The sequence below is a fragment of the Nostoc sp. CmiVER01 genome (genome assembly GCF_034531135.2).
Classification (GTDB): domain Bacteria; phylum Cyanobacteriota; class Cyanobacteriia; order Cyanobacteriales; family Nostocaceae; genus Nostoc.
The window spans coordinates 116,062-128,803 of record NZ_JAVRBU020000009.1 but is presented as its reverse complement, the minus strand read 5'-3'; the positions used below and the strand labels follow the sequence as shown (position 1 = coordinate 128,803).

Genomic DNA, 12,742 nt, shown 5'->3' with positions numbered 1-12,742 from the left:
CATTATCGAAGTTTGCTACTTTCAAAAAATATAAATATTCCAGAGAATTTTAGGAAAGGAATTACAGTTTGGGAAGGTTGTAGTAAATACTCCACCCTTTATGGGTAACTACTTAGCCCCCAATCTTCAGTTAACCAAGGCTATTTCATTCTCAACTAGCCCGCCTCAGAATGAATTCTGAGTCTAATAGCGAAAGTCGTCTAAAGACGACTGAGAAAAGGTTATAGCCCGTTTTAACGAACTTTGGGGGTTTAAGTCCCTTTGAAGGGCAGCGCGAATTGAACGCCTAAATTTAAATCCCCGGATGCTCGCAGACTCGCTAACACAAAACGTAATTGCTCTCTTCTCTACGAGACGCTTTGCGAACGTAGCGGGGCGTTCGCTTTTAGCGTCTCCAAGAGTTGCCCATTGCGAATTGATTTAACGGACTTTAGCTATAAAAGAGGTTTAGTTCTGGGCAATTTATGTCTAGAACGAAATAGCCCTATTAGCCCCTAGTCGCGGTTTTTGCATCTGGACAAGATAGAATTTTCGGGTTAATGGTCAAGTTAACATTTGCAGATATAGATTGCAGATAAATCATAATCGCTGAATTAAATAATTGTAAAGATTGTAGGATAACGATTTTTTAGTAAATGAGAAATGAAGATATTAAATCGATTAGTAGCTATGAAAGAAGCTATAAACGAGCGTGGGGAGACTTATGGGCTAATAGCGATCGCCTTTGCGATCGTGATAGTGTTGGAATTTTCAACACCACCAGAGTACGTATTTGGCTACCTCTACACAGGAACGATTTTGTTAGCAAATTCACGATTGAATCGGGGTGCTGTGTTGGGTATCACTCTTGCAGCTACAGGATTAACATTATTAGACTTGCTTGTTCCCGGAAGAGAAATACTTTATCTCCCAACGTTGGCTAATAGGCTGATTGCAGTATTGGCGTTGGTGGTGACTGGTTGGTTAAGCGATCGCAACCACCGCAATGAAGAAGCGATCGCTTATACGCAAGCACAATTACGCTCCCAAGAACAACTAGCTACCATGCGTGAAGATTTTGTTTCTACCCTAACCCATGATTTAAAAACACCCCTATTAGGAGCAATTGAAACGCTGAAATATTTGCAAAATGAGCAATTTGGTGAAATTACGCCAATGCAAGCAAAAGTCTTACAAACAATGGCTCGTAGTCATCGGAGTACACTGCAATTAGTCCAAACACTTTTAGATGTATACCGCAATGATGCCGAAGGGCTGAAACTACAGTCATTACCTGTTAATTTGGCAAGTGTAGCCGAGGAGGTAATCGCCACCCTGACTGAACTAGCCAAAACACGCCAGGTTTATATTTCTCTCCACTATGGCGAATCAGATTTTCGCAGCTTTCTTTGGGTAAACGGCGATCCTTTGCAACTGGGGCGAGTCTTCACCAATCTCCTGAGTAATGGTATAAACCATACCCCTCGTGGCGGTAAAGTAGAAGTAGTACTTGAAAGTTATGCTAGCGATCAAGTAGTAAAAATACTCGATACTGGTTCCGGCATTACCGAAGAAGAGTTACCCCACTTGTTTGAAAGATTTTATCAAGGACATAGCGATCGCCATGTTTCAGGATCTGGACTAGGGCTTTATTTAACTAGGCAAATTATTACTGCTCATGGGGGTACAATTTGGGCAGAGAATCGCTCACCGCGAGGCGCACTGTTTGGTTTCCGCCTCCCAGCTTGTCCACCACCGGGGAGATGAGGGCGGGAGGCAGGGGGAGCAGGGGAGGCAGGGGGAGAATAATAATTGCTAACTTCTGACCAATGACCAATGACCAATGACCAATGACTAATGACAAATGACAAAAATCTTACTCGTTGAAGATGATGAATTATTTCGGCTTGGTCTGCGGATGCGGTTGCAACAAGAAACCACTTTGGAGATTGTCGCAGAGGCAGAAGATGGAGAACAAGCTGTAGAATTAGCAAATCGCTATCCCTTGGATTTGGTCTTGCTGGATATAGGTTTACCGGGGATTGGCGGGATTGAGGCTTGTCGCCAAATCAAGCAGAAGCACCCAAATTTACCAATTCTTGTTTTAACCTCTCGTTCTGAAAAACCCCTGATTTCGCGGTTAATTGCCGCCGGGGCCCAAGGTTACTGCCTCAAAGGTATTCCGGCTGAGTCTTTAATATTAGCAGTGCGATCGGTTGCAGCAGGGGCTTCTTGGTGGGATCAAACAGCAACAACAGAAATTAGAGCAGCTTTTGAGGGCAATTCTACTTTTATGCTGCCTGCAAAAACTGAGGAATCCTTAGAAAATCCTCTAACAAAGCGGGAGCAAGAAATTTTAGCACTCGTAGCAACTGGCAAAAGTAATCAAGAAATTGCTGAAATTCTCTACATTGCCCCTGGTACAGTGCGGGTTCATGTCCACACTATTTTACAGAAACTAGAAGTACGCGATCGCACTCAAGCCGCAGTTTTAGCTATCCAAAAAGGATTGGTAGCACCAGAATTGTTGATTAATTAGATTAAAATTCAATCTTAAATACGTTTGTAGTGAGGACTTTAGTCCTCAAATATTCAAGCACTGAAGTGCTTACTACAAACCTATCAATGGACTATTTTATATAAATCAGATTTCTCAATCTTTTAGCCCAAGAAAATCACATAATATTTAATGGGTCTACATCAATAGTTAAACTCACAGATAAAGGGCAAAGCGATCGCACTTCTTCCCAATCTGGCAATTGTGGTAATGCATCGGGGGCAAATTTAATCAATATCTGCCAGCGATAACGATTAGCTACCCGCAAAATACTTGCTGGTGCTGGGCCTAATATCTCAAATTCTTCTTCTGTACTCAAGGTTGTGGCAATTATTTGCGCGGTATTTTGCACTTGAATAGGATCGAGACTACTTAAGCGCAATAAAATTAACCGCCCATAAGGGGGATAATTGAGAGCTTGGCGTTGTTCTAATTCAGCTTGGGAGAAAGAGTGATAATCGTGCGATCGCACTGCTGCAATTACCTGATGCTCTGTAGTATAAGTTTGTACAATCACCCTCCCCGGATCGTCGCCTCTACCAGCACGTCCAGCTACTTGAGTCAAGGTTTGAAATGCCCGTTCACTGGCGCGATAATCTGATAAATTTAGCAATCCATCGGCAGCGACAACGCCCACAAGTGTTACTTGGGGTAAATCCAATCCTTTGGTGAGCATTTGCGTACCTACTAATAAATCTGCTTCGCCGTTGGCAAATTGAGTGAGTAGGGTACGGTGTGAGCCTTTGTTGCGGGTGGTATCGCTATCAAAACGAATCAAGCGTAACTCTGGGAACTGTCGCGCTAGTTCCTGTGTTACTCGCTGAGTACCGCTACCGAAAAATTTTAGGTAAGGGGAACTACAATCAGGGCAAAATTTGGGATGCGATCGCGCATAATTACAATAATGGCAGCGCAATAATTCCGGCGCTTTTTCTTCGCTGTGGTGATACGCTAACGACACATCACAGTGCGGACATTCCAATACATATCCACAACTGCGGCAAGATACAAAAGTACTGTGTCCCCGCCGATGAATAAATAAAATTCCCTGCTGTTTTCTCTCTTGCAACTCTTGCAAAGCTTCTTGCAGCGATCTACTAAATATAGAACGATTTCCCTGCTGCAACTCTTGTCGCATATCCACTATTTCCACCGGCGGTAGAGGCCGAGAGTTGATCCGTTCGGGCAAACTTAAATAATGAGTGTTGAGTGAAGAGTTAGGAGTGAGGAGTGAGGAGTGAGGAGTTATGAATTCTCTCCCTGCTCCCCTGCTCCCCTGCCCCCTGCCCCCTGCCCCCTGCCCCCTCACCCTTACCCAACTCTCCAACGAGGGCGTAGCAGAACCCAACACCAAGGGGCAATTTTCTAATTCTGCTCGCCATTGGGCGACGGTACGGGCGTGGTAGGTGGGTATAGGGGAGTCTTGTTTAAAGCTGCTGTCGTGTTCTTCATCTAAAATAATTAAACCCAGGTTAGGCAAAGGGGCGAAAACTGCACTGCGCGTACCAATGACAACTTGAGGTTCTCCGGTGAGCATTTGTCGCCAAGTGTCGTAACGTTCACCATCGGAGAGGGCGCTGTGATAAACGCTGACTTTATTACCAAAACGGGCGCGAAAACGATCGGTTAGCTGGGGTGTCAGTCCAATTTCTGGGACTAAAACAAGGGCGGATTTGCCTTGGTTGAGGAGAGGTGCGATCGCTTGCAAATATACTTCTGTTTTTCCTGAACCTGTCACCCCATGCAATAAAACTTCAGCAAACCCATCTAGTGTCTGGATTGTTTCTAAGGCGCTAGCTTGAGCAATAGTTAAAGATTTAGCCCCATCGCCTGCTAATGCTGGCCCCTGTTCGGTTCGCAATACTTCCCGTTCTTCGATGACGATGTAACCCTTTTGTGTCAACGTCTTGAGGATAGAAGAACTAGCATTACAAATTTGTAGTAATTCATTTTGCCACAACTCGCCATTATGCCGCCGCAGCACTTCCAAAATCTCTCTTTGGCGAGTAGTTAATTCGTGGTCAATTATACCTGTAAGCGTGACTGCTTTTTGCAGCTTTGGTCGAGTTAGTCGCGGCGGTTCTAAATAGCTTTCTACTAAACCAAATCGCAGCAATTCCCGAATTCCCCGATAGGCAGATTTAACTTTTTGTTGCAGGTAGACAAAACTGTAGTCCCCCGCCGGTTGCACTTGCAAAAGTTCCCAAACTTGCCGTGCAGTAGGAGTCAAAAAAGCTAAAGGATCAGAAGATGCCAGCAAATAACTACTCCCCCCTGCCCCCTCTCCCCCAATCCCCACTCCGTGGGGGCCCCGAGTCCCCCTGCCCCCTGCCTCTTTACCCCCTGCCCCTCTACCTCCAACAAGGCGGATGCGACGCTGCGATCGCCCCAGTAACCCTGGTGGCAGAGCAACCCGGATTACTTGAATTAGGGGCGTATAGTAATATGCAGCGACTCGATTGAGTAATTCCCAATAAGCACTTGGGAAAAATCCTACGCTGACAATATCTTCTACTTCCCGGATTTTTTCTGGTGGTAAATCGACATTTGGTTGTGCCAGTAACCGAATTGCGATCGCTCCTAATTGTTGTGCTCCAAATGGCACGCTCAAAATATCCCCTGGTTTTATTTCTAACTGGGCTGGCAATCGATAAGTAAATAGTCCTGTACTTCCTGGACAGTCTACCAATACTTCAACCCACCTATTAACAGTTATACCTGACTGGTATGATTCACTAGCTTGGGCTACCAATAAAGGAGATAATTTTACGTCATTAATATACATAGTTTCTGGCTTTATAATTAGATATTTCCCTTACATAGCTGGTCAAAAATAGCCTAGCTTAATTAAGTCTAATTTTTTATTTTGTTAGACTTAAATGGTATTTCCCAATACTGTTATCCTTCATAATACTTGATAAGTTTCCTCTTATGTAATCTACTAGACAAATTCGTATCAACTATACATGCAATAAATATTTGGTACCCACTATACAAATAAAAGCATGTCAAACCTTCCTGCAACAGTTGCTCCATCTACTAAATAGGGAGTAGCCTTTTTCCGCCTATCGATAGATATTCAACCCTTTCTGTATATGAGATGCTTTTATACAAATAAGAATATCTTAAAGTTAAACTGCCATTATTATAATTTCTCTCATCTGGGTAAATTGAAATCAGAAATGCATAACTCCAGCACCAAGTTTTTAATTTATCCTGTGATTTCCAACGGATAAACATTAAAAATATTTATAAAAATATATGAAAGTTTAAGATATTTAGAAGGTTAGCTGAGATTCCTATATTTGTTAAGGTTGAGAAAGTTTGAGGGGGTTTGACATATTTGGTAATTAAGAAAAAAATGAAGAATATAATCAATTGAGAGCCTGAGAAGAAAGTTTTGTTGGGTGCGAAGGCCAGTTTAGTTATAGGTTGTATCTAACTGTAACGTATATGTGTTAGGTAGATGCCGATTTTCATTCCTGAAGAAAAATTAGCATAAGCCTGAATTTAGCTATATAAACGGGTGCATTCGTCCCTTAGGGAAAACTACCAAGCCTCAAACGAGTAGCTGTAACTAAATTATGTACCAAACAAAGCAACAATCCCTAAAGGAAACTATGAATATTGTTGAATTAGGAGAAATGGAAATACTGGAGAATACTGCTGATATTGAAGAACCATTACTCGATATTTTAGAAGCAGTGGCAGATGAAGAGCCTCCAATTGTAGTAGAAAATCTGGAATCAGACGAACGCGATGGGGATGAGATGGCTGCGGCCCGCCCTTCGGGATACAATAAAACCGAGCATGATGATGCCGTCGGCGCGTTTTTTAAAGAAATGGCGCGTTATCCACTTCTAAAAGCTGATGAAGAGGTAGAGTTAGCGCGGCGAGTTAGGTTTTTAGAAGAAGTTAGGGAATTACAAGCAACCTTAGAATTAAAACTAGGACAGGAACCTAGCAAGGTAGAGGTAGCTTCTGAGCTAGAAATGACGGAAAAGCAATTAGAAAATCGCTTGTATCAAGGTAGAGTAGCGAAACGCAAAATGATTCGCTCTAATCTTAGATTGGTAGTTTCTATTGCTAAACGATACCTGAATCGGGGAGTGCCTTTCCTAGATTTAATTCAAGAAGGAGCAATGGGTTTAAATCGCGCTACAGAAAAGTTTGATCCAGATAAAGGATATAAGTTTTCGACTTACGCCTATTGGTGGATTAGACAAGCGATTACCAGAGCTATAGCTAACGATGCGCGGACAATCCGCCTACCTATTCATATTGTTGAAAAGCTTAACAAGCTGAAAAAAGCACAACGAGAACTCAAGCAAAAACTTTGTCGTAATCCTACCGAAGGAGAAATGGCAGAAACTTTAGAAATTAGTGTGCAACAACTACGCCAGCTACAACAGCTACGCCGTCAAGCACTTTCGCTCAACCACCGTGTCGGTAAAGAAGAAGACACGGAATTGATGGATTTGCTAGAAGATGAAGATAACCTGTCTCCAGAAGCAAAAATGAATGAAAACATGATGCGTCAGGAGATTTGGGAAGTCTTGGGTGACGTGTTAACGCCACGAGAAAAAGATGTAATTTCTCTACGGTATGGTTTGACAACCAGCGAACCCTGTACTTTAGAAGAAGTTGGTAACATGTTCAATCTTTCTCGTGAGCGAGTGCGACAAATTCAAAGCAAAGCCATGCGAAAATTGCGCCGTCCCCACATAGCCAAACGTTTAAAAGGTTGGTTGATTTAATTGCATATACGAAGCTAAATTAGCTTCCTTAACGAACACGGATCAAATAAAGTGCAAAACTTTAAATCTAGTAGGAGAGCCAGTGCGTTGCGGAGGTTCCCGACGCTCGATAGCGTAGCGTAAAGCCTGCGGCATGGCTTCGCTTAGAGCGACGTAGGAGCGTCTGACTCGCTAACGCTGCGCTATCCGTTGTAGCAACATGGTGTTGCGTTATTGTACGCGATAACGTACCATCCTAGATTTTAGGTTCGCTAGGACAAATGCCCGTAACACACCTTAAAAAAGTTGCTCTTTATTAAATCAAGATATCTAATGAATGAAGGCGAGCTAGGATCTTGCAAATTGCAAAAACAGGGCGTTTTGTACCTTTTTTCGGCTTTTCTTTAATCATTAGTCAAAAAAACTTGCACAGTTGCCTATAAACTATGGACTATGAACTATAGACTATAGACTAATGACTTTGCATAGCAATTTAATTGTGCGTTTTGCTGAACCAACTGATTACAGCGTACTGTTTAAATTAATTCAGGGGCTGGCTGAGTATGAGAAATTATCTCACGCTGTCACTGGCAATGCTTTGGAACTTAAGGAGCATTTATTTGGATCGCGCAAATATATAGAAGCGATTTTAGCAGAATCTGCGGGTCAAGCTGTTGGTTTTGCCTTATTTTTTCATAATTATTCAACATTTTTGACTAAGCCAGGAATCTATCTGGAAGACTTATTTGTTTTACCAGAATATCGTAGGCAAGGTATTGGTAAGGCTCTCCTGACTAAATTAGCTCAGATAGCTATAGAACGTGATTGCGGGCGCTTAGAGTGGAGTGTGCTGGATTGGAACGAATCAGCCCAAGAATTCTACCGTAGTATGGGAGCATCTATATTAGATGATTGGCGAATTTGTCGTGTTACAGGAGATGCGCTTACTCAGTTAGGGGCTGTTCAAATAATTCACAATTGATAAATTGAGAATGATGCTCTTACCTTGCTAACGTAATTCCTAATAATAGCGGTAAGCAGTTTGTAATAAGGACTTTAGTCCTTATTTTTAAGGAACTTCCAAATAAAAAATACTCAAAAAAGTAGCGGAAAAACTCTCTTTTTCTTATTACTCTGTGTTTTCTGTGTCTCTGTAGTAACCTGCGGCAAGCCGCTTTGCGTCTACATTTCTTTGGATAATTTAAACCATACTTAAATACAAGAAAGAAAAACGAACCACAAAGGACGCAAAGAACACAAAGAAAGAAAGAAAAAGTTAAGAGGGTTTAGTGCAGTATCAAAAAACTTGATAGCGAAGTTTGACAGCTTGTCATTTGACTATAGCAGCACATCAACTGACAATTATGAAGGATATCGTAGCGAATAAGCTGTTATTGGAGAGAGACAGAACACGACATGAAAAAAATTATTACAGTGATGCTGTTAGGCATAGCAATCTTCACCTTTGCCTTCAGTAGTCCAGCTTTGGCAGCAGATGCTGTTAGTGGAGCTAAAGTATTTAGTGCTAATTGTGCCTCTTGTCATGCGGGAGGTAAAAATCTGGTTCAAGCTCCGAAGAACCTGAAGAAGGAAGCTTTAGAAAAGTATGGTATGTACTCAGCAGAAGCGATTATCGCCCAAGTTACAAAAGGTAAAAATGCCATGCCTGCTTTCGGTAATCGTTTAAAAGCTAACCAGATTGAAGATGTAACAGCTTATGTGCTTTCACAAGCAGATAAGGACTGGAAGTAGACTAAAATCTAACTTCAATAATTAAGAATTTGCGGGGCTTTTTGTCCCGCTAATTTTAAGTCTGCCGAAATTGTTAAATAGGATGCATATACCAATATTGGATTTTAGATTTTGAATTTTGGATTAAGGTTTTTACAAAAAGACTGTTCCAAGAATATCAAACAATACTCCCTATCCTCATTTGGTATTATGAGTTATTTGTGGCGATTATTTCTCAGTGTAGTTATTGTTTTACCGCTTACTTTCCTGACTTTATCTGCACATTCAGCACCCATCTTAATTACCGAAATTACAGCAAGTCACTTCTTAAAATTGGGTGTAGATAAGATGCGGCAGGGTAATTACCAGGAAGCTATAGAGAATTTTAACCAGGCAATTGACGTTGAGAAAGATTTTGCTGTAGCTTATAGCGATCGCTGTCTGGCTTATCTCCAATTACAAGATTACCATCAAGCTGTTACAGATTGTACTCAAGCCATAAATTTTGCACCGGATAACTCAGAGGCTTATCTAAACCGGGGAGTAGCACACTACAGACAAGGGGATTATCCAGCTGCCATTGTCGATCTTAATCGAGCGATCGCACTTAAGCCATCCGATTTTCGAGCTTACTACAACCGAGGGTTAGCCCGTGCTGGGGATGGGAAAGACTCGGAGGCAATTCTTGACTTTAATTTAGCTTTAACTCAAATTCCCCCAATCAGCAGTTTAATGCTTGCAGATATCTATAATGACAGAGGTTTAGCGCATTTTGCCTTGCAAGATATCCAAGCAGCCATGCTCGACTTTAATTTAGCAATTCGTTTCAATGCTAATGATTATAGAGCTTACTTTAACCGGGCTTGTGCTTGCGGCAGAAATGGAGATAATTTTGGTGCAGTACGTGATTTTTCTCAAGTCATCAGACTTAACCCAAGTAATGCCCAAGCTTATGTTAATCGAGGAGTAGCTAACTATCGCTTAGGATATCATTTAGGAGCGATGTCTGATTTACAAAAAGCATCTGAATACTATGAACAGCAAGGCAAAAAAGTTGCCTACGAAAAAACTCTAGATTTACTGAAGAGTTTGCGACAACAAATTTCGTCTATAACGGAAATCGCTCTTTTCTAAAACTGTAAGAGTTATACAGGGTATCCACTGGCTTTAAAAATCTGTTCGGGAGTTAAATTTAATTCGGGGAACAGAGGTGAGATAATGCGTTCCCCGGAGGGGTTGCCGCAGGCATCGCTACCTCGAAACTGGCTGACTTGGTATTCTCCATCAACTAAGGTGTAGAGCGAAACAGTTGGTTGTTTAGGGTTGCCAATAAATCGTCTACCGCCTAAAGCCGCATAGTCTACAATCCAGTATTCTGGAATGCATACAGTCTCATAGTCAGCAGCTTTTTTTAAATAATCATCACGCCAATTACTACTCACCCTACGGGTTCGTCAGATGCTTCAACGCGGGGAACCCGCGCAACGCACTGACTCACTACCTCAACTACTAAAGGTATTGATTCTGCTTGGCTTACAGTAGATTCTTTTCTCCACAGAGGTTCATTTACCAAATTGGGGCGATTTAATATCAGCACATCTGGTGAGTAAGCAGATTCATTTTCAGGCGGTTTGACTAATGCCGTTTTGGGTATGAAGTAGGGGAGATTTAAACGAATACACTCTCTAGTAACTTCAAAGGCTAAAAATCCAACTACCTCTTCATGGTCGCCTGTTGGTTGGGACATTTCAACTATTACTCCATCATGTAATTCATAACGTTTTCCAGTGTTGTCAGGATATTTAGCAACGAATTCATCGAATGTAACTAGTTTGCGTAAAGTTTGAACCATAATTTATTGTCTTCTATTGTGTTTGCAAAGCTTCCAATTTTCTCAATGCTAACGTAATTCGTAATTGCTACAAGGTAAGGGACTTTGAAGCTTATTCCCCTTCACCTTTTGGAGCCTAGCTTGCTTATGAAGCCGAATATCTTTACCTCTTGGAGAGCGCACGTCTAGGAATTTGAGCGCTTGAGACAGAATAAAAGATATTTCAAGACAGATTGAGATCATATTACCAGTAGAACCGAGATCACACTTAAATTAATTCATCTCGGCTAAAGTCAATATTTATACTTCAATATGACAAATGTTCATATAGGAACTTAAACTATGACAATGAAGAGAGGAGATCGGAAAGATTCTAATTATGACAATGCTGTTAATCATCCTCGCTCACGGCAGAAAGAACCAGTTTCTTATCATGAGCTTAAACTTTCATTGATGACTGTTCGCGCCAATTTTGCAGAAGTTGCATCTCAACGCGATGAAGCAGAACAACGTGCAAAAGAAGCTGCATCACAGCTAGTTCATGTTCAGCAAAAGATTCAAACTTACCAAATCGAGGCTAATGATCTAAAAGAGCGTATCGCTCAAAATTCTCGCTTTTATATTGATGAGCAAGAAAATCATCAAAAGACGCTCTACCTTTACAACGAAGAAAAAGCGAAAATATCCCAACTAGTTCATGCTCACCAGCAAGAGATCCAAACTTGCCAACTCGAAGCTAATGAGCTAAAAGAGCGAGCCACTCTAAATTATCAGTTCTATGTTGATGAACAACAAAGTCATCAACAAACGCTATGCCTCTATAACGAAGAAAAAGCGAGGGGGACTGAATTACTTACCAAATATGAGGTAGTAAACTCTGAACGAGAAATGTATTTAGGTTTATACAATGAAACTAAAGCAGAACTCAAGCATGAGCGACGTTCCAAAGCTAGTATTAAGGGCTGGGAAACTCGCCGAAAAACCGAGAATGAACGACTAAAACGGGAAATTGCCCAGATGGTTGTTTTACTGCGTGAATCGTTAGAAAGTAAAGATGAAGCAGTAAACAGTCTTTACGTTGTAGCAGAGCGTATGGATCGGATTCAATCTCTAGTTGATTCGGTAGAAGAAGAAACAACCAACAATCCTATGGGTTTGGTACAAAAGTTTAAACGCATCTGGCTGGCTATTAAAGATATACTTTCTGAATAAATAAGCATACTCATGAGTAAAAAATCACTTCCAACGACGCAAAAACAAGGTAAAGCGAGGTTGGGAGATCAAATTCGCAGTATTGCCGATCGCCTTAAACAAGAGACTGATATACAAATAAAAGTAACTTCTAAAATTTTAGGGGCTGCTGCTCAAATTGCCGAAAACCATGATCGACTTATTACTGAAGTAGTTGATATGGTTGAGTCAGACCTTAATCTAGAAAGCCAGGTATCTCAAAAGCATATTTATACTATTGATATTCTAAAGCAACAGTTTAAAACATTACGGAATGCAAAGGCTCACTTTAACCTGAAAGTTAGTAGTTGGGAATCACTTGTTAATAAATTAAATGCTCCATCTTATCAAATCAGTATAAAACAACATAAAACTCAATCAAATCAGATTTATACAAATAATGCTGAAAATTATTTAAATGATATTGAAAAGTTGATAATTTTTTTAGAGCCTGATGTTGCAGAAATGTTTCCCAATTCGGAAGCAGTAAATGAAGCTCTGCGTTTTCTCATTAGACTTGCGAGTAAAAATTGTTTTTAAAACTATAAAGTTGTATCTATAAAAATTGGACATAATTCACGCAATTAAAAACTGCTATAGCCCTACTTGATTATTTTTGAACAACAAAATTACCCGAACTCTCAGAGAAATCGGGAATCTAACCGTAGAAATATGACA

General features: G+C 41.0%; 9 protein-coding genes and 1 pseudogene. 8 read left to right on the top strand and 2 right to left on the bottom strand.

Going from position 1 to position 12,742, the window contains the following annotated elements; all coding sequences use genetic code 11:
* The first annotated feature begins 642 nt into the window (after positions 1-642).
* Together RMZ43_RS16855 and RMZ43_RS16850 are read left to right on the top strand one after the other, a co-directional pair.
* Positions 643-1,746, top strand: coding sequence for a sensor histidine kinase (locus RMZ43_RS16855; RefSeq protein ID WP_322652509.1), 1,104 nt, complete (start codon positions 643-645; stop codon positions 1,744-1,746).
* Positions 1,747-1,843: 97 nt separating this feature from the next.
* On the top strand, positions 1,844-2,518 hold the full coding sequence (locus RMZ43_RS16850; protein WP_322647194.1) for a response regulator transcription factor: 675 nt from the start codon (positions 1,844-1,846) through the stop codon (positions 2,516-2,518).
* 136 nt (positions 2,519-2,654) lie between these two features.
* Here the strand turns inward: RMZ43_RS16850 and priA are convergent, their stop codons facing one another.
* Positions 2,655-5,321 carry a primosomal protein N' gene (gene priA, locus RMZ43_RS16845; RefSeq protein WP_322652508.1) on the bottom strand — a complete coding sequence of 889 codons (2,667 nt, stop codon included), beginning with the start codon at positions 5,319-5,321 and terminating at the stop codon, positions 2,655-2,657.
* A gap of 799 nt (positions 5,322-6,120) precedes the next feature.
* On the opposite strand from priA, the gene RMZ43_RS16840 reads away from it, so the two are divergent.
* From RMZ43_RS16840 to RMZ43_RS16825, 4 genes are all read left to right on the top strand, one after another.
* A complete protein-coding gene (locus RMZ43_RS16840) occupies positions 6,121-7,293 on the top strand; it encodes an RpoD/SigA family RNA polymerase sigma factor (protein WP_322647192.1) in 1,173 nt (390 codons plus the stop codon).
* 454 nt (positions 7,294-7,747) lie between these two features.
* Positions 7,748-8,254, top strand: coding sequence for a GNAT family N-acetyltransferase (locus RMZ43_RS16835; protein ID WP_322647191.1), 507 nt, complete (start codon positions 7,748-7,750; stop codon positions 8,252-8,254).
* Between the two features lie 434 nt (positions 8,255-8,688).
* Complete coding sequence (gene petJ, locus RMZ43_RS16830; protein WP_322652507.1) at positions 8,689-9,024, top strand: cytochrome c6 PetJ; 336 nt, start codon at positions 8,689-8,691, stop codon at positions 9,022-9,024.
* Between the two features lie 189 nt (positions 9,025-9,213).
* Positions 9,214-10,137 carry a tetratricopeptide repeat protein gene (locus RMZ43_RS16825; RefSeq protein ID WP_322652506.1) on the top strand — a complete coding sequence of 308 codons (924 nt, stop codon included), beginning with the start codon at positions 9,214-9,216 and terminating at the stop codon, positions 10,135-10,137.
* A gap of 11 nt (positions 10,138-10,148) precedes the next feature.
* On the opposite strand, the pseudogene RMZ43_RS16820 reads toward RMZ43_RS16825, so the two are convergent.
* A pseudogene (locus RMZ43_RS16820) lies at positions 10,149-10,855 on the bottom strand (Uma2 family endonuclease).
* A 321-nt stretch (positions 10,856-11,176) separates the two neighbouring features.
* Here RMZ43_RS16820 and RMZ43_RS16815 point away from each other — a divergent pair.
* Both RMZ43_RS16815 and RMZ43_RS16810 read left to right on the top strand, forming a co-directional pair.
* Positions 11,177-12,046: a hypothetical protein gene (locus tag RMZ43_RS16815; RefSeq protein WP_322647188.1), complete on the top strand. Its 870-nt coding sequence runs from the start codon at positions 11,177-11,179 to the stop codon at positions 12,044-12,046.
* A gap of 12 nt (positions 12,047-12,058) precedes the next feature.
* Positions 12,059-12,604, top strand: coding sequence for a hypothetical protein (locus RMZ43_RS16810; protein WP_322652505.1), 546 nt, complete (start codon positions 12,059-12,061; stop codon positions 12,602-12,604).
* The last annotated feature ends 138 nt before the right edge of the window (positions 12,605-12,742 follow it).

What these genes read in the sequence shown, in the direction of transcription:
- RMZ43_RS16855 (WP_322652509.1), top strand. Translation starts at nt 643, where the DNA reads ATGAAGATATTAAATCGATTAGTAGCTATGAAAGAAGCTATAAACGAG.
- RMZ43_RS16850 (WP_322647194.1), top strand. Translation starts at nt 1,844, where the DNA reads ATGACAAAAATCTTACTCGTTGAAGATGATGAATTATTTCGGCTTGGT.
- priA (WP_322652508.1), bottom strand. Translation starts at nt 5,321, where the DNA reads ATGTATATTAATGACGTAAAATTATCTCCTTTATTGGTAGCCCAAGCT.
- RMZ43_RS16840 (WP_322647192.1), top strand. Translation starts at nt 6,121, where the DNA reads ATGTACCAAACAAAGCAACAATCCCTAAAGGAAACTATGAATATTGTT.
- RMZ43_RS16835 (WP_322647191.1), top strand. Translation starts at nt 7,748, where the DNA reads ATGACTTTGCATAGCAATTTAATTGTGCGTTTTGCTGAACCAACTGAT.
- petJ (WP_322652507.1), top strand. Translation starts at nt 8,689, where the DNA reads ATGAAAAAAATTATTACAGTGATGCTGTTAGGCATAGCAATCTTCACC.
- RMZ43_RS16825 (WP_322652506.1), top strand. Translation starts at nt 9,214, where the DNA reads ATGAGTTATTTGTGGCGATTATTTCTCAGTGTAGTTATTGTTTTACCG.
- RMZ43_RS16815 (WP_322647188.1), top strand. Translation starts at nt 11,177, where the DNA reads ATGACAATGAAGAGAGGAGATCGGAAAGATTCTAATTATGACAATGCT.
- RMZ43_RS16810 (WP_322652505.1), top strand. Translation starts at nt 12,059, where the DNA reads ATGAGTAAAAAATCACTTCCAACGACGCAAAAACAAGGTAAAGCGAGG.